Source organism: Aeromonas sp. TECH754, assembly GCF_056279295.1.
This window is the reverse complement of record NZ_JBWBRA010000001.1, coordinates 3,370,254-3,387,148: the sequence shown is the minus strand read 5'-3', so window position 1 is coordinate 3,387,148 and position 16,895 is coordinate 3,370,254. Positions and strand designations below refer to the sequence as shown.

Genomic DNA, 16,895 nt, shown 5'->3' with positions numbered 1-16,895 from the left:
GGAATGTCCTATTGCTTGGCTATTTGTTGCGAGAAGGCAGGCGGATGACGGGGGCCTGGGGCTCATGATGATGGTGTTCGCCGTCGCAGTGGTGATGATGGGTGTAGACCGCCAGCACCTCCTGCTCCGGGCGCCCGAACAGGCGGGCAAATTCCGGGTGGCGAGCCACGCTCTCCGGCTCGCCGTGGCAGCAGACGTGGCGATTCAGGCAGATCACCTCGTGGGTGCTGGCCATCACCAGGTGCAGATCGTGGGAGACCATCAGCACGGCGCAGTTGAGCTCGGCGGCGAGCCGGCCGATGAGGGCGTAGAGCTCGATCTGGCCGCTGATATCGACCCCCTGCACCGGCTCGTCCAGCACCAGCAGCTCTGGCTTGACCAGCAGGGCGCGGGCCAGCAGCACCCGCTGCATCTCGCCACCGGAGAGCTTCTGCATCCGGTTGTCCAGCAGATCCTGGGCACCGACCCGGTTCAGGGCGTCGTCGATGGAGAGGCGGCCATTCTTGCCAAGCTGCAGGAAGCGGCGCACCGTCAGCGGCAGGGTGGGATCCAGGAAAAGCCGCTGTGGCACATAGCCGACCCGCAGATCGCGACGACGCAGGATCTGGCCGGAATCCGGGCTGAGCAGGCCCAGCACCAGCTTGCTCAGGGTGCTCTTGCCCGCCCCGTTGGGGCCGACTAGCGTGGTGATTTTGCCTTTGTTCAGGGTAAAGGAGACCTTGTCGAGCACGGATCGTCCGTCGAACGCGAGACAGACATCTTTCAGCTCCACCAGTTGGGTCATGACAGCTCCGGGGTTTACAGCCTGTGAGAGTTATAATATAACAACAGCATTGGTTTGTTATATTATCACACACACACTTCCTGACGAGACCCCTATGCGAATTCTTACCCTGATCACTGCCTTGCTGGTGGTGAGTCTGCCCGTCCGCGCCCTCGAGGTGCTGACCACCATCAAACCCCTCGGCTTTATCGCGGCCGCCATCACCGACGGTGTCAGTGAACCCAAGGTATTGCTGCCGACCGGCGCTTCTCCTCATGACTTCGCCCTGCGCCCCTCCGATATCCGCAGCATCAACGACGCCGATCTGGTGGTTTGGGTCGGCCCCGAGCTGGAAGGCTTCATGGCCAAGCCACTGGCCCAGCAACCTCATGTGCTGACCCTGACCAAGGTGCAGGGTATGCCGCTGTTCGACTACACCAAGCAGGCTGGGCATGAGGAGCACGCCGACGAAGATCATGAGGGTCACAATCATGACGGCCACGAAGGGCATCATCACGAAGGGGTCGACCCTCACATCTGGCTGGGGCCGACCCAGGCACTGGTGATCGCCAAGGCGCTGAGCGACACCCTGAGTGCTCAGGACCCGACCAATGCCGCGCGTTACGGTGCCAATTTGAAGGCGTTCGAGGCCAAGGTGGAGGCTAAGGACAAGCTCATCGCCGGGCAGATGAAGGCGGTGAATCAGAAGGGGTACTTCGTCTTCCACGAGGCCTATGGCTATTGGGAACGTCACTACGGCATGAGTTCAAAGGGCCACTTTACCGTGAGCCCGGAGCGTCGACCCGGCGCCAAAACCCTGGTGGAGATCCGCAAGGCGCTGGAGGAGAAACAGGCGAGTTGCATCTACGCCGAGCCGCAATTCTCGCCAGCGGTGATCGAGTCGGTGGCACGCAATACGGGCGCCAAGGTGCTGCTGCTGGATGAGGTGGGTGAACAGGTACCGCTCGGACCCGATGGTTATCCGCAATTCATGCAGCAACTGGCCGATGCCTTTGCCGAGTGCCGCTAAGGTGGTGGCGGTGGTCATCTGACCGTCAGGGCTGACTATACTGACCTCCAGCGTATGAGATGGAGTGCCCGGTATGAAATGCATTGTCCCCGCCTGCATCCTGGCACTGGCCGGTGTCCCGCTGCAGGCTTCCCAGCTCTCCAGCTACATTGCCAGCCCTGAGCTCAAGGCCAAGTTGCAGGAAGTTTACGGTGGCCGGGCGTTGCAACGGGCCGAGGCATTTTCCCGCTTGCTCGCTCCCAGGGCGGGCACGACGGATCGGCAGAAGCTGGATCTGGTCAACAACTACTTCAACAACCTGACCTACAGCGATGATCCCAAGCTGTGGGGGGAGGAGGATTACTGGGCCAATCCACTGGAGTTTATCGGCGCCCGGGGAGGGGACTGCGAGGATTACAGCATCTCCAAGTATTACACCCTGATGGAGCTTGGGATCGATGAGAAGAAGCTGCGGTTGGCCTATGTGAAGGCCATCCGCTACAACCAGTTTCACATGGTGACGCTCTATTTCCCGACCACCAAGTCCGATCCGCTGGTGCTCGACAACATCAATGGCCGCATCCTGCCCGGTAGTCAGCGCAACGACCTGCAACCGGTTTACAGCTTCGATGCCAAGAGCATCTGGGTCATGAAGTCGCGCCGCGAGGGAACCTTGGCCGGCAGCGCCGATCGCCTGACTCAATGGACCTCGATGCAGAGCCGCTTCTCCAGCGAGCATCTGCGCACTCCCCGTCGCCAGCTATAACTTGCCTGCCGCCTTCAACTCCTCGAAGTACTTTGCCGCTCCGGGGTGCTGCTCGACGCTCAGCACCGGGCCTATCTTGTTGCGCGCCTTGTGAAACAGGTTGGCGTAGCCGTAGGTCTGCTCGTTGAAACTGGTCTGCTGGCTCAGCATCGCCTTGGTCAGGCGATAGACCTCGGCATCCGGGGTGGCGGCATTGGTGACCAGGGTGGCGGCGATGGCAAAGGTGGGGGTGGCCTTCAGATTGCCGGGATAGATGCGGGCGGGCACCTGACTGCGTTGATAATAGGTCACGCCCTTCAGCAGTTGATCCCGGACCACCCCTTCAATCGGCAAGAAACGGATAGGGCAGCGCTTGCTGGTATCCAGCACTATCCGGTTCGGGTGCCCCATCACCACGCCGTAGGCATCGATTTGTTTGCTGCACAGCCCCTCAGCCAGATTGGCCACGCTCTTCAGATCCAGATCCTGCTCCCTGGCCCCCAGCACTGCAAACAGGGCCAGTGCCGTCTGACGGGTGCCCGAGCTCTTCAGCCCCATGTCGATGGGGGACATCTTGAGTTGCTCCAGCCCGGTGATATCCCCATCGGCGCGCACCACTATGGTGAAAGGCTCGGCATGGGTGGCGAAGAGGGCCCTTAGCTTGGGCTGAGGTTGCGCGGTGAAAGGCCCGGTGCCATGGCTGGCCTGATAGAGCCAGTCGGATTGGACGAGGGCATAGGGGATCTCTCCCGCTTGCAGTCGACGCAGATTCTCGATGGAGCCCGAGCTGGCCTGCAGTTTGCATTGCAGATCTGGGTCGCTCTTGCCGGCCAGTCGACAGAACTCCTTGATGACCTGGTAGTAGATGCCCTGCTCGCCACCCGTGGCTATGGTGGCGGCCTGCGAGCCGGTGTGCCACAGCAGGGCAAGTAACAGCAGAAAAGTTCTCATGATGCCCCCTGGCTGGCATAACCATCTACGCCCCAGCCACGCAGGGTATCGATGTCGCTCACCTCGCTCGCTTCTGCCAGCAGGGTATAGCCGGAGGCATGCAGACACTGGGAGAGCAGATTCCAGTAGAGGGGGGCCTGGGTCAGCTGACAGCTGATGAACACCGGCCTGACGGGATCGAGCCTGGTCAGGTTGTCGCTGTTCATCGGCACATTGCTGAATGCCATCTCGACCCCCTGGGCCTGCAGCGTCGTCATCCGTTCCTCGGCCAGCGGGGGGAAACTGGTCAGATCCCAGCGCCAGTCCAGGGTCTTGCCCTTGCCGCTGGCCAGGGATGAGGCGAACTGTGCCCAGTCAGGGTGGGCGAGCAGACTGAGGGGGAGCTGGATCCCCTCTGCCTTCTGTGCCAGCCAGTCGTTGAGCAGGGTCCGGATCTCGTCCGGCGAACTGTCCGTGGTCGGGGGAGTGCGGGGGATAAGCCGGCTGTATAGCCTGATGTCCCCCTGGGTGGAGACAAAGTGCTGCAGATGCATGCCGTTTGCCGTCTCGGCCAGCCCCATCAGCGGTTGGCTGGCCTGGATGTTGTAGTGCTTGCCGAGCTGGGTGATCTTGAGCCGTTGTTGCAGCAGATCCCGCTTGCGCTCGGAGACCAGCTGATTGATGGAGATCACGACCTCCTGCAGCTCCAGCAGCCAGGGGGTGGGCAGATTGCCACTGAACTGGCGTCTGCGGATCTGCATCAACTGCAGGCTGACTTGCTCGAGGGGGCGCAGCAGGCGGTTGCACACCCACTGGATGATGAGGGTTAGCACTACCAGCCCCCCGAGCAGGGCCAGCCCGGTCCGGCTGATGGCGTTCCACAGATGTTGGTAGGCATAGCCTCTGTGCCCCTCGAGCGTGAGGGTGCCGAGGATGCGCCAGCCATCGGTGAGCTCCTGCTCCACCTTGACCGGCGGCATGCTGATCACGGCAGGCAGCCAGCTGGGGATGTTCTGTTGCGCCGTCTGGAATGTCTTCTGAAACAGCAACTGACCATCCGGATCCAGCAGGGTGACCGAGCTGACGAAGCCGCCGTCGAACATGGCGTTGACAATGGTTTCCGCCAGCACCTTGTCGTCGTTGAGCAGGGTGCCTTGCAGCACCAGACCCAGCGCCGTGATGGCAGTCTCCAGATTGGCCGACATCTGATCGAGGATGGATTGCCGTACCGTGGTGATCTCCAGCATGACCAGCAGGATGGCACCGATGGCGAACAGGATCAGGATGATTACATTTAACAATCTGGCCAATGACATACCTACTCCATGGCAATGTTATTGCAACATTTGACGATTCGGATGGGAAAACAACCGGACCCGGTTCTTAAAAATAGAAAAAAATGGTTAAAAGCGACGATCATTTCTGCCCATGCAGGGAGGTTATGCATAAAATGTGAGGTTCGTGCATATAGCTATGAACTTTTTGTAAGTATTTAGGTCTAAAAACCAGATATTCGGTTTTCATAATAAAAACTCATAAAAACAGACCCACAACTACCACCCTTAGATCTAACGACAGGATAGCGGATGAAACGTCTCCGTCCCTTGGTAGCGCAAGCTGCCAACTGGGAACCCCCGGTTCCCCGCAAGCATTTTTACGCCATGTTATTGCTCACGGCCATGACGCTGTCAGCGGTAGCCGTATTGCCAGCACCAGGCGACATCCTGGAGCGGCCACTGCGTCTGGAGTTGCCCATTGCCACCACCGGCACCGCAACCAACGAAGACAACACCGACTTCAACGATATTCCGGATCACGAACTGGTGGAGACTGCGGCCCCCGAGGATGACATCCCGGCCGATGCCACCCCCCAGTGGCAGGATTACCGGGTGCGTAACGGCGAAAACCTGACCACCATCTTCAACAACCTGGGGCTCTCCACCACCACCCTCTACAAGGTGCTGGATGCGGATGCCAAGAACAGCCTGGCCCGCCTCAAGCCCGGCCAGACCATAGAGTTGCTGATCGATCAGGACAACATACTGCAGCAGTTGAAGATCCGCCTGAACATCAAGCAGACCCTGGTGCTGGAGCGTACCGACGACACCTACAGCGCAAACATGCTCAATGAAGAGGTGCAGTGGCAGCAGAAGAGTTATGACGGTGTCATCAACGGCAGCTTCTACGTCAGCGCCCGCAATGCGGGGATCCCGGCGAACCACATCCAGAAGATTGCCAACCTGTTCCAATGGCGGATGAATTTCGCCAAGGATCTGCAAAAGGGTGACAAGTTCAAGGTGCTGGTGAGACAGGAGACAGTCGAGGGCAAGAGCACCGGCAACACCCAGTTGCTGGGGGTGGAGGTGTTCAACCAGGGCAAGGCGGTATCGGCCTGGTTGTCGGAAGATGGCAACTATTATGACGGCCAGGCGAACAGCCTGGAGCGCGGCTTCCGCCGTTATCCGACTCACAGTCGCTATCGGGTCAGCTCCAACTTCAACCCGGTTCGCCGCCACCCCATCACGGGTCAGGTACGTCCCCATGAGGGAACCGACTTCGCCCTGCCGGTGGGGACGGCGGTCATGGCCACCGGTGACGGGGTCGTGCTCAAGGCGACGCGTCACCCGCTGGCCGGCACCTATGTGGTGATCAAGCATGGCCGTACCCTGATGACCCGCTATCTGCACCTGAGCAAGCTGCTGGTGAAGCCCGGTCAGAAGGTGAAGATGGGGGACAAGATTGCGCTCTCTGGCAACACGGGCCGCTCCACCGGTGCGCACCTGCACTATGAGGTGCGGATCAACAACCGCCCGGTGGATGCCATGAAGGTCAAACTGCCGATGGCGGAGCCTCTGAGCGGCAAGGACAAGCGCCAGTTCCTCGCCAAGGTGAAGAGCTATCGCAAGGAGATGGAGGCGGGTTAATCCCCTCCGTCCGGATAGAAAAAGGCCCCGCCAGATTGGCGGGGCCTTTTTCATTGCAGTCAGGGCTCAATAGCCCTTGTCGAAGTCGATCCGGCCATCGAGCTGCTGACCGTCGATGAAGCGGATGTAGTTGCGGATGAAGATCTGGGCCACATCTTCCGGGAAGCTGTAGGCGCTGTTGTGGGGGGTGACGATGAGATTGGGCTGGTGCCAGAGTGCGCTGGTCGCCGGCAGGGGTTCCTGCTCGAACACATCCAGCACGGCCATCGCGAGCTGTCCGGTACGCAGCGCCTCCAGCAGATCGCCTTCGTGTACGGCATTGCCCCGGCCGACGTTGAACAGGATGGCGCTTGGCTTGCAATGTTTGAAGCGCTCGGCGGTGAACAGGTGGCGGGTCTCGCGGGTTGCCGGCAACACGCTGACGATGACATCGGCCTGGGCCAGCATCTTGTTGAGCGCCGGCAGCTGATACACCTGATCGAAGCCTGCCCGCTCACGACCGCTGTGACTGATGCCGAGCACTCTCATGCCAAAATGCTTGCCGGTCTGGGCGATGTGCTGGCCTATGCTGCCGGTACCGAGTAGCAGCAATGTCTTGCCCTTGAGTCCCTGGTAGGGATGGCTCTGCCACTGCTTCTGTTGCTGCTGCTCACGATAGAGCGGCAGCTGGCGCGACAGGCTGAGCAGGTGACCGAACACGTACTCGCTCATCAGCGGGCCGAAGATGCCGCGCACATTGGTCAGCAGGTAGTCGCGGCGGCAGCTGGCATCCAGCAGCACGTCGACCCCGGCATAGGTGGATTGCAGCCAGCCGAGCTTGCCGGCCTTGGGCAGCAGCGGCTTGGCGCGGGCCGGCTCGGCCATCAGGATATGAGCCTCCCCGATCAGTCGCTCGGCTTCGCTCTGGTTGTCGGCCCGCAGAATGCGCAGATGGGGGAGGTGGGCCGCCTTGAGCAGACGTTCATAGTGCGTGTTGTCCTGGCTGAGCAGAAGCAGGGTACGTTGGCTCATACTCTTGTTCCTTATCATGTTTATGGCACGGCGGAGGAGGTACTGTTTCCATCTTACCCCAGTTGATCGGGCAAGATAGCCGAGCCGGGTGCTTTTTCGTTTTCGCCACGCCCCTCGTGGGCTACAATCCGTCCCACATTTTGCAAAGGATCCGACTCCAGTGTTTGGTGACAAGTTTTATAAGCGACTGGCCGAGCTACAGCCTTGGCAACAGACCGTCTACACCCTGGCGCTGGCAGAGCGCATGTACCCCAACTATGCGCTGTTTACCCAGGCGGCCGGTTTTGGTGATGCGAAGGCATTTCGCCATGCGCTGGATCAGATGTGGAACTACCTCACCGTGAAGGGATCCCGTGTCAATCTGGGAGCCATTCTGGAGGCATTTGAGGTCTACATTCCCGAGCCGGGCAAGTTCGAATCTTACGGTGCCTACCCGGCGCTGGATGCCTGCGTGGCGCTGGGCTGTGCCTACAACTCGGTGATCTGCCGGGTGGGAGAAGAAGCGGAAGATGCCAGCCATGCCTCGGTGGGCACGGTCGCCGGTTTCATCGACATGCTGGAAGGCCGTGAGCTGACCGACGAAGAGCTGTACGAGCACGAATACATCGAGGCCGAGCTGGAGTTCCAGGTCGAGCTGCTCAAGCGGGTGGCCCATGAACGTGACAGCGACCGCATCCTGGCCATTCGCCAGTTTGCGGCCCAGGATGGTGTCTCCAACATCGGCATCAGCCTGGAAGAGTGATCCCGCTGGGGACCCCATAGAAAAAAAGCTCCCGTTTGGGAGCTTTTTTTATGTCCGTGGCTCAGGCCCGCTCTTCGGTGAGCGGTCTGACGCTCAGCACGGGGGCTGCATCGATGCCATCGGCATTCATCATGGCCGAGATACGCTGCAGGGAGGAGAGCAGCAAGCCCTGCTCCCAGATTTCCAGCGCCTGGAAGCGCTGGATAAAGCTCTCCTGCAGCGGGGTGGGCGCCTGTGCCAGCAGGGCACGGCCTGCGTCAGTCAGCGTCGCGTGCACCTTGCGCTTGTCGGTGCTGCTGCGAATACGCTGCACCAGCTGACGGCTCTCCAGGCGATCCATGATGGTGGTCGCGGTGGCCTGACTCATGTTGGTGTGATCCGCCAGCTGGCGCATGGAGATCTGCCCCAGCTCGTTGATCCCCTTGAGCAGCAGGAGCTGGGGCGAGGTCAGCCCGGCTTCCTTGATCAAGCGTTTGGAGTGCATGTCGATGGCACGGATGATCTGGCGCAGGGCAACCAGCACTTCATCATGTTTTTCCATGGGATCTGGGTCGTAGCAGGGCTGTTGAGAGGCGCAAAATTGTCCGCCTAATTTGTCGGAAGGTCAATATGGTTTTTGGTGTAATCATTTCTGCTCTAATTAATTATATGTTAGGTTATCGGGTAATTTCCGAATTTAAACCCGATATTCGAGGAGTGATACATGAATGATGCACTGGATATCAAGTCGCTGGTGGCCGGACTCAGGGTCGTCAGAGTGCGCTATGAACTGCCGGATACCTCGGCCTTCGTGCGCTATCAACCCGCCTATGACGAAGACCCCAACAACCTCAAGGTACACCACTACGATGGCGAGTTGCCCCTCTCCTACAGCGAGACAGGTGCTTTCAGCCTAAATGAGTTGGTGAATGAATTACGCTACGCCTATGTGCTGGTGCACCTCTTCCCCGACGAGAGTGCCATGAACTTCTACCTGACGGGCCTCGATACCGGCCTGGCCCAGCTCGAGTTCATCGGTGGATCCTACGACTTCAACCGTCTCTGGATCACCAGCGGCATCTCCAACCTGGGTGTGCCCATGGCCATCTTCCTCGGCAAGCGCCATGCGGTGAATGGTCAGCCTTCGGTCACCCTGGTGGATCATCGCACCGAGCTGGCAGGCCAGATGGTCTATCGCGCCATCGGTGGCGCGGGTGATCACGTGGGTGAAGATTTTTTCAACAACGACTAAGGAGGCCCGATGAGAGCAACCAAAGGGCTACTGAAAGGCCTCAATCCCACCATGGCCATGACGGCACTCACCGTCATCACCCTGTTCCTGCTGTTCGGGGTCTTCGTGCCCGAGACGGCGGCGGCTTGGTTCGTCGGCGCCAAGGACACTATCATTGCCGGGTTCAAGTGGTACTACATTCTGGTGGTCGCCCTGTTTCTGTTCTTCGCCGTCTATCTGATGTTCAGCCGCTTCGGCAGCATCCGGCTGGGCGACGACGACCAGGTACCGGAGTTTGGCTACTTCGCCTGGTTCTCCATGCTGTTCAGTGCCGGCATGGGGATCGGGTTGGTGTTCTGGAGCATCGCCGAGCCCATGAATCACCTGCAGGGCAATCCCTTCATCACCGAGGGAATGACACCGGAGGCGGCCCAGATCGCCATGCGCCTCACCTTCTTCCACTGGGGTCTGCACCCCTGGGCCATCTATGTGATCGTCGGTCTGTCGCTGGCCTTCTTCAGCTATCGCCGCAAGTTGCCGCTGGCCATTCGCTCGGTGCTCTATCCCATCCTCGGTGAGCGTATCTACGGCTTCTGGGGCCATGCTGCCGACGTGTTGGCGGTATTCGGTACCGTGTTCGGGGTGGCGACCTCCCTCGGCCTCGGCGTCTCCCAGATGAACACCGGTCTCAACCAGATGTTCGGCATGGCGGTGTCGCAGAGCAACCAGCTCTGGCTCATCGGCGGCATCAGCCTGATAGCGACCCTGTCTGCGGTCTCAGGGGTAGGGCGTGGGGTCAAGCTGCTCTCCGAGCTCAACATCTGGCTGAGCGTGTTCGTGCTCGGGCTCTTCCTGGTGCTGGGGCCGACCACCTACATCCTCAACGCCTATGTGCAGAACATCGGTGACTACCTGCAGAACATCATCAAGCTGAGCTTCTGGACCAACACCGAGGCCAACGGCACCTCGGCCTGGCAGTCTAGCTGGACCGCCTTCTACTGGGGCTGGTGGATTGCCTGGGCACCCTTCGTCGGCATGTTCATCGCCCGCATCTCCAAGGGGCGTACCATCCGTGAATTCGTGCTCGGCGTGCTGCTGGTGCCTTCCCTGCTCGGCATGTTCTGGCTGACGGTGTTTGGCGGTACCGCCATGAACCTGGAGCTGTTTGGCGGTGGCGGTGTGGTTGCCGCGGTCAATCAGGATGTGACGCTGGCGCTCTACAAGACGGTGGAGCTGCTGCACTGGGAGACCTTCGGCTGGATAGCCAAGGGGGTGCTGACCCTGCTGATCTGCACCTATTTCATCACCTCCAGTGACTCGGGCACCCTGGTCATCACCACCCTGCTCTCCATCGGAGACAAGGAGCCCCCCGTGCTGCACCGCGCGGTCTGGGGACTGGGTCAGGGGCTGGTGGCGGCCATCCTGCTGGTGTCGGGTGGCTTGGCGGCCCTGCAGGCGGCCAGCATCATCGCGGCCTTGCCGTTCTCGGTGATCATGCTGGCCATGTGCTATTCGCTGATGCTGGGGCTCAAGCAAGAGAGCCAGCGCCAGATTGAATACCGGCAGAACCTCAAACGCCACGATGGCTCCTCACACATGAGCCTGGCTGACAGGATTGGTCCGGCCTGATCCGGCGACGAACAAAGCGCGCAAAGCAAAAGGGGAACCTCTCGGTTCCCCTTTTTGCATCCTGCACCGCGCCCATCACAGCATCTGTTTGAGACGGTAGAGCAGATCCAGCGCCTGACGCGGGCTCAGTTCATCCGGGCGTACCGCGGCCAGCTCTTCCACCACCGGATGGGCCTGGACTGGCTTCACCGGCGGGGCCTTGCGTGCCTTGCCGCTCGCGGGCGCCGGCGCGGCGCTCTCCAGCTCCGCCAGCTTGTGGCGGGCCTGGCTTATCACCGCCTTCGGCACCCCGGCCAACGCCGCGACTTGCAGGCCGTAGGAGCGGCTGGCCGCCCCCTCCTGCACAGCATGCATGAAGGCGATGGTATCGCCGTGCTCCACCGCATCCAGATGGACGTTGGCCAGCCCTTCCATCAGCTCCGGCAGCCGGGTCAGCTCGAAGTAGTGGGTGGCGAACAGGGTGTAGGCGCCGATCTTGCTTGCCAGCTGTTCGGCACAGGCCCAGGCCAAGGAGAGGCCGTCGTAGGTGCTGGTGCCGCGGCCGATCTCGTCCATCAGCACCAGGCTGCGGGCGGTGGCGTTGTTGAGGATGTTGGCGGTCTCGGTCATCTCCACCATAAAGGTGGACCTTCCAGAGGCCAAGTCGTCCGACGCACCGATGCGGGTGAAGATACGATCGATGGGGCCGATGCGGGCGCTGTCGGCGGGCACGAAGGCGCCGATGTGGGCCAGCAGCACGATGAGTGCGGTCTGGCGCATATAAGTGGACTTACCACCCATGTTGGGGCCGGTGATGATCAGCATACGCCGTTCCCGGGCCAGCCTGATCGGGTTGGCGATGAAGGGGTCGCTCATCACCTGTTCCACCACCGGGTGGCGGCCCCCTTCGATCAGGATCTGCTCCTCGTCGATCAGGGTCGGGCAGCGGTAGTCCAGGGTCTCGGCCCGCTCGGCCAGGTTGGCCAGCACGTCCAGCTCGGCCAGCGCGGCGGCTGAATCCTGCAGATCCCCGAGATGGGGCAGCAGGGCATCGAGCAGCTCCTCGTAGAGGCGCTTCTCCAATGCCAGCGCCTGGGCCTGGGCGGTGAGTACCTTGTCTTCGTACTTCTTCAGCTCATCGATGATGTAGCGCTCATTGTTCTTGAGTGTCTGGCGGCGGATGTAGTGGGCCGGTACCAGATGGCTGTTGGCGCGACTCACCTCGATATAGAAGCCGTGCACCCTGTTGTAGCCCACCTTGAGGGTGTTGATGCCGGTCAGGGTCTTCTCCCGCTCCTCGATGCGGGCTAGGCTGGCGGTGGCACCGTTCGCCAGATCCCGCAGCTCGTCCAGCTCCTGATTGAAGCCGTCACGGATGACGCCGCCATCGCGGATCAGCACGGGCGGCACCTCCATCATGGCGCGCTCCAGCAAGTCAAGCAGCTCGGGGAAGGTGCTGGCCCGCTCGCCGAGCTGCTGCACCGCCTCGTGTTCGCTGTCGGCCAACAGCCTTTGCAGCTCGGGCAGTTGCGCAAAAGCTTGCCGCAGGCGAGTCAGGTCGCGCGGGCGGGCACTGCGCAGGGCGAGGCGAGCCAGCACCCGCTCCACGTCGCCGACCTGGCGCAGCAGGGCACCGAGATCGTCGTACAGGTTCTGCTCGATGAGCTCCTTGATGGTGCTCTGACGCCCCTTGAGGATCACCCGATCCCGGATCGGCTGGTGGATCCAGCGCTTGAGCAACCGGCTGCCCATGGGAGTGGCGGTTCTGTCCAGTACCTCGGCCAGGGTGTTTTCATAGCCTCCCGCCAGATTCTGGGTCAGCTCCAGGTTGCGGCGGGTGGCGGCATCCATGATGACGGCGTGATCCGGCTGTTCGAGGCGCACGCCGCGAATGTGGGGCAGGGCGGTGCGCTGGGTGTCTTTCACGTACTGCATCAGACAGCCGGCGGCGCACAGGGCGGTCTCGCTCTGCTCGACCCCAAAGCCTACCAGATCCTGGGTGCCGAACTGCTGACACAGCAGCTTGCGGGCGGTGCCGAGCTCAAATTCCCACTCGGGGCGGCGGCGCAGACCGCGGCGGCCCTCAACGTGGTGCAAGAACTCGAAGGATTCCGGGTAGAGCAGCTCGGCCGGGTTGGTGCGTTGCAGCTCCGCCAGCAGCGTCTCTTCCTTGTCGAACTGGTTGATGAAGAAGCGGCCGGAGCTCACGTCCATGGTGCTGTAGCCGAAGCGGCGGCCATCGTGATAGACGGCGGCGATCAGATTATCTTGGCGCTCGGAGAGCAGCGCCTCGTCGGAGACGGTGCCTGGGGTGATGATGCGGATGACCTTGCGCTCCACCGGCCCCTTGCTGGTGGCGGGATCCCCCACCTGTTCGCAGATGGCGGCGGATTCGCCGAGCTGCACCAGCTTGGCGAGATAGCCCTCGATGGCGTGATAGGGCACCCCCGCCATGGGAATGGGGCTGCCCGCCGACTGACCGCGCTTGGTCAGGGAGATGTCGAGCAGTTGGGAGGCCTTGCGGGCATCGTCATAGAAGAGTTCGTAGAAGTCGCCCATCCGGTAGAACAGCAGGATCTCCGGATTCTCGGCCTTGAGACCAAGATACTGCTGCATCATGGGGGTGTGGGCGCCGAGGGCGGCGCTGGGGGCTTGGTATTGTGCTGTCATGTGCTGTTCCAGAGGGTGCTCTTGCGGGCAAGCGTCTGCCTTGATGGGTCTGAATCTGGCCGCCATTCTACATGCTCGAGGCGAGATGGTGAGGGGGAATCTCTACCTCGGGGAGAAACTCGGTGAGGCTTCAGGATTTGGCAACTGCCCGTGAAACCTTGTATGGGGCGAGCGATAAAGCATCGGGTCTGGTGGCGCTGCGGGAATGGGAGTGGGTTCGGGGAGCGCTGTGAGGAAGGCGTGGAAAAAACAAATCCCCGCACCGGTGCGGGGATTGTGGTCAGAGGAGGATAAACCGCCTCTTAGTACATGGCTTCGCCGCCACTCATCATCTCGTGCAGCTTGGCTTTCTGCTCGGCGGTCAGCACCTTGCTGACTTCGAACAGGTAGAAGGCGCGGTAGTAACGGGCCTGGGCCTGGATGTCGCTGATGGTTTGCAGCTGTTTCTTGGCGGCCGCCTCATCCCACTTGCCAGACTTGATCATGTTGACGATCACGTCCTGGCCGATGGCGTCGAGCTTGAGTGAGCTCAGGCTGTTCATGGTCTGCTCACGCAACCCTTTGATCTGCTCAGTCTGGGCGCTGGACAGGTTCAGCTCCTGGGCCAGGGTGGTCTCGCTTTGCAGGTCAGTGGCAGTCTCGGTGGCAAAGGTATTGCTGGCAAAGCACATCGCCAGGGCGGCAACGGCGACTTTGAACTGATGCTTCATCTGTCTTTCTCCATGTTTCACAGGATTGAAACCGCATAGGCGGTGCTTGCTGATTATAGGGAGCCCCCATGTACTGGAGCTTAAGCGGAGGTAACTAGCTGATATGGCGGGGCTTGCCCGCAAAGCCTGCGACAGTTGCTGTCCTGGGCCAGGACGAGACGCAGCGGGTGCCCGGCTGGTTGCCCGGGATCCGGGGCAATTGCATAATGGGCCCCATAGTTCGCCTGAAAATGGCCAAAGAGGGTACGACCATGGGGCTTGAAGCTGAGATTGCCCGCTTATCCCAGGAACTGGGGGAGGCGCTGACGGGGCGGGGCTGGATGGCAGCCACGGCGGAATCCTGTACCGGCGGCGGCGTCGCCACGGCCATCACCGAGGTGGCGGGCAGCTCCGGCTGGTTCGACAGAGGCTTCGTCACCTATACCAATGAGGCCAAGCAGCAGATGCTAGGAGTCAGCATCGACAGCCTGCTGCGCCATGGCGCCGTCAGCGAGGCCGTGGTGCTGGAGATGGCCAAGGGCGCCCTGGCCCGCTCCGATGCGGCCATCAGCGTGGCCATCAGCGGCATCGCAGGGCCGGGGGGCGGCAGCGATGACAAGCCGGTCGGCACCGTCTGGTTTGCCTGGGTGGACAAGAGTGGTCGCCATCACTCCCTGCTGGCCCGCTTCGACGGCGACCGACAGCAGGTGCGGCGACAGGCCGTCAGGCAGGCCTTGTCCGGCTTGTTGGCTCTGCTCAGATAAATTGGGCTTGATACTGTATGCATAAACAGTATACTTAGCCCAACTTCACTTCTTCACCACGATTCCCAGCGGAGATTGGCATGGATCAGAACAAACAGAAGGCACTGGCGGCTGCGCTGGGCCAGATTGAAAAGCAGTTCGGCAAGGGTTCCATCATGCGTCTTGGCGACAGCAAGACCATGGACATCGAAGCCATCTCCACCGGTTCTCTCTCCCTGGACGTGGCGCTGGGTATCGGCGGCCTGCCGTGCGGTCGTATCGTCGAGATCTACGGTCCGGAATCCTCGGGCAAGACCACCCTGACCCTGCAGGTGATCGCGGAAGCTCAGAAAAAAGGCAAGACCTGTGCCTTCGTCGATGCGGAACACGCACTCGACCCCATCTATGCCGCCAAGCTGGGGGTCAACGTCGATGAGCTGCTGATCTCCCAGCCGGATACCGGTGAGCAGGCGCTGGAAATTTGCGACATGCTGGTGCGCTCCAACGCCGTCGACGTCATCATCGTCGACTCCGTGGCCGCCCTGACGCCGAAGGCAGAAATCGAAGGCGAGATGGGGGATTCCCACGTCGGCCTGCAGGCCCGTCTGATGTCCCAGGCCCTGCGCAAGCTGACCGCCAATATCAAGAACGCGAACTGCCTGTGTATCTTCATCAACCAGATCCGGATGAAGATCGGCGTCATGTTCGGCAGCCCGGAAACCACCACTGGTGGTAACGCGCTCAAGTTCTACGCCTCAGTGCGTCTGGACATCCGCCGCATCGGCGCCATCAAGGATGGCGACGAAGTGGTCGGTAACGAGACTCGCGTCAAGGTCGTCAAGAACAAGGTGGCCCCGCCCTTCAAGCAGGCCGAGTTCCAGATCTTCTACGGTGCCGGCATCTCCAAAGAGGGTGAGCTGGTGGACTTGGGCGTCAAGCACAAGCTGATCGACAAGGCCGGTGCCTGGTACAGCTACAACGGCGAGAAGATTGGTCAGGGCAAGGCCAACGTGATGAAGCTGTTCAGTGAGAACAAGGCCATGGCGGCCGAAGTGGAAGCCAGACTGCGTGAGCTGCTGCTCTCTGGCGCCGCTCCGGTGGACGACAAGCCTGCCGCCATCGAGGCCGACGAGTTCGAGCCCGAAGGCGAAGAACTCGAGTAAACAGAAAGGCCGGGCTAACCCCCGGCCTTGTCATTTATGGTCGATGAATCCATGTCAGAACCCGCCGATACCCCAGTCCCCCCAGAAGAACCCTCATTCGAAGAGATGTTTGCCGCGGCCCGTGCCTTTGCCATGCGCAGTCTGGCGCGCCGGGAGAGTGCCGAGTCCGAGCTGGCGAACCGCTTGCGCAAGCAGGGCTTCAACGACGAGGTGATCGGCGCCGTGCTCGACTATTGCCGCGGTTATCACTGGGTCGATGACGAGCGCTATGGCGCCATGGCCGTGCGGGCCGGTGCCGCCAAGGGGCATGGGCCCATCAAGATCCGCTTCGATCTGCGCCGCAAGGGGCTGAGCGATGCCCAGATAGAGCGCGCGTTTGAGCAACCCGAGCTGGACTGGTTCGAGCTGGCGTCCGAGCTGCTGCAGCGGCGGGCCAGGTCGAGCGAGCTGGATGATTTCAAGCTGCGAATGAAGTGGCTCAAGTATCTGCTTGGCCGTGGCTTCAATCAGGATCAGGCCCGTTACGCCCTCTCGGCCATGCAAGAGCGGGGTGAGTAAGGGGCCGCCATTGCTATGCCCTCTCGGTCACGCCGGCGCGGGAGGAGTCGCTGTCCCGCCATAGTCGTGACCTGGCTGGCAGATGGCCGTTTCCTCTGGCTGTTTCACACAGAGATCCTGCACATGGGCC

16 protein-coding genes are annotated in these 16,895 nt (G+C 61.1%); 9 read left to right on the top strand and 7 right to left on the bottom strand.

The features are described from left to right. Positions 1 to 19: 19 nt before the first annotated feature. Entirely contained in the window at positions 20 to 784 is a 765-nt protein-coding gene (znuC, locus tag ACZ9IL_RS15330; RefSeq protein ID WP_476004256.1) for a zinc ABC transporter ATP-binding protein ZnuC, read from the bottom strand. A 94-nt stretch (positions 785 to 878) separates the two neighbouring features. Here znuC and znuA point away from each other — a divergent pair, with 94 nt between their 5' ends. Both znuA and ACZ9IL_RS15320 read left to right on the top strand, forming a co-directional pair. Continuing rightward, positions 879 to 1,793, top strand: a complete 915-nt coding sequence (znuA, locus tag ACZ9IL_RS15325) for a zinc ABC transporter substrate-binding protein ZnuA (protein ID WP_476004255.1) — start codon at positions 879 to 881, stop codon at positions 1,791 to 1,793. Between the two features lie 73 nt (positions 1,794 to 1,866). Continuing rightward, complete coding sequence (locus tag ACZ9IL_RS15320; protein WP_476004254.1) at positions 1,867 to 2,538, top strand: transglutaminase-like cysteine peptidase; 672 nt, start codon at positions 1,867 to 1,869, stop codon at positions 2,536 to 2,538. Here ACZ9IL_RS15320 and ACZ9IL_RS15315 read toward each other — a convergent pair. Both ACZ9IL_RS15315 and ACZ9IL_RS15310 read right to left on the bottom strand, forming a co-directional pair. After that, on the bottom strand, positions 2,533 to 3,468 hold the full coding sequence (locus ACZ9IL_RS15315; RefSeq protein ID WP_476004253.1) for a TAXI family TRAP transporter solute-binding subunit: 936 nt from the start codon (positions 3,466 to 3,468) through the stop codon (positions 2,533 to 2,535). The genes ACZ9IL_RS15320 and ACZ9IL_RS15315 overlap by 6 nt on opposite strands. Next, complete coding sequence (locus ACZ9IL_RS15310; protein ID WP_476004252.1) at positions 3,465 to 4,763, bottom strand: LapD/MoxY N-terminal periplasmic domain-containing protein; 1,299 nt, start codon at positions 4,761 to 4,763, stop codon at positions 3,465 to 3,467. Before ACZ9IL_RS15310 ends, ACZ9IL_RS15315 begins: the two co-directional genes overlap by 4 nt. A 270-nt stretch (positions 4,764 to 5,033) precedes the next feature. On the opposite strand from ACZ9IL_RS15310, the gene mepM reads away from it, so the two are divergent. Then, entirely contained in the window at positions 5,034 to 6,371 is a 1,338-nt protein-coding gene (gene mepM, locus ACZ9IL_RS15305; protein ID WP_476004251.1) for a murein DD-endopeptidase MepM, read from the top strand. A gap of 66 nt (positions 6,372 to 6,437) precedes the next feature. Here mepM and ACZ9IL_RS15300 read toward each other — a convergent pair whose 3' ends face one another. Then, positions 6,438 to 7,382, bottom strand: coding sequence for a D-2-hydroxyacid dehydrogenase (locus ACZ9IL_RS15300; protein ID WP_476004250.1), 945 nt, complete (start codon positions 7,380 to 7,382; stop codon positions 6,438 to 6,440). A 160-nt stretch (positions 7,383 to 7,542) separates the two neighbouring features. On the opposite strand from ACZ9IL_RS15300, the gene ACZ9IL_RS15295 reads away from it, so the two are divergent. Then, positions 7,543 to 8,124: a YjaG family protein gene (locus ACZ9IL_RS15295; RefSeq protein ID WP_476004249.1), complete on the top strand. Its 582-nt coding sequence runs from the start codon at positions 7,543 to 7,545 to the stop codon at positions 8,122 to 8,124. A 61-nt stretch (positions 8,125 to 8,185) separates the two neighbouring features. Here ACZ9IL_RS15295 and ACZ9IL_RS15290 read toward each other — a convergent pair whose 3' ends face one another. Next, on the bottom strand, positions 8,186 to 8,665 hold the full coding sequence (locus ACZ9IL_RS15290) for a MarR family winged helix-turn-helix transcriptional regulator (protein WP_476004248.1): 480 nt from the start codon (positions 8,663 to 8,665) through the stop codon (positions 8,186 to 8,188). A gap of 162 nt (positions 8,666 to 8,827) precedes the next feature. On the opposite strand from ACZ9IL_RS15290, the gene ACZ9IL_RS15285 reads away from it, so the two are divergent. Continuing rightward, positions 8,828 to 9,355 carry a hypothetical protein gene (locus ACZ9IL_RS15285; RefSeq protein WP_476004247.1) on the top strand — a complete coding sequence of 176 codons (528 nt, stop codon included), beginning with the start codon at positions 8,828 to 8,830 and terminating at the stop codon, positions 9,353 to 9,355. Between the two features lie 9 nt (positions 9,356 to 9,364). Continuing rightward, on the top strand, positions 9,365 to 10,963 hold the full coding sequence (locus tag ACZ9IL_RS15280) for a BCCT family transporter (protein WP_476004246.1): 1,599 nt from the start codon (positions 9,365 to 9,367) through the stop codon (positions 10,961 to 10,963). A 75-nt stretch (positions 10,964 to 11,038) separates the two neighbouring features. On the opposite strand, the gene mutS is transcribed toward ACZ9IL_RS15280, so the two are convergent. Next, positions 11,039 to 13,612 carry a DNA mismatch repair protein MutS gene (mutS, locus tag ACZ9IL_RS15275; RefSeq protein ID WP_476004245.1) on the bottom strand — a complete coding sequence of 858 codons (2,574 nt, stop codon included), beginning with the start codon at positions 13,610 to 13,612 and terminating at the stop codon, positions 11,039 to 11,041. Between the two features lie 302 nt (positions 13,613 to 13,914). Beyond that, positions 13,915 to 14,322, bottom strand: coding sequence for a Spy/CpxP family protein refolding chaperone (locus ACZ9IL_RS15270; RefSeq protein ID WP_476004244.1), 408 nt, complete (start codon positions 14,320 to 14,322; stop codon positions 13,915 to 13,917). 251 nt (positions 14,323 to 14,573) lie between these two features. Between ACZ9IL_RS15270 and pncC the strand changes: the two genes are divergently transcribed. The 3 genes from pncC to ACZ9IL_RS15255 all read left to right on the top strand — a co-directional run bounded on the left by pncC (position 14,574) and on the right by ACZ9IL_RS15255 (position 16,765). Beyond that, positions 14,574 to 15,065 (top strand): nicotinamide-nucleotide amidase, encoded by a 492-nt coding sequence (pncC, locus tag ACZ9IL_RS15265; protein WP_476004243.1) that lies wholly within the window; start codon positions 14,574 to 14,576, stop codon positions 15,063 to 15,065. A gap of 80 nt (positions 15,066 to 15,145) precedes the next feature. Then, complete coding sequence (recA, locus tag ACZ9IL_RS15260) at positions 15,146 to 16,207, top strand: recombinase RecA (RefSeq protein ID WP_042643132.1); 1,062 nt, start codon at positions 15,146 to 15,148, stop codon at positions 16,205 to 16,207. Positions 16,208 to 16,243: 36 nt separating this feature from the next. After that, positions 16,244 to 16,765 (top strand): regulatory protein RecX, encoded by a 522-nt coding sequence (locus tag ACZ9IL_RS15255; RefSeq protein ID WP_476004242.1) that lies wholly within the window; start codon positions 16,244 to 16,246, stop codon positions 16,763 to 16,765. Positions 16,766 to 16,895: the final 130 nt, after the last annotated feature.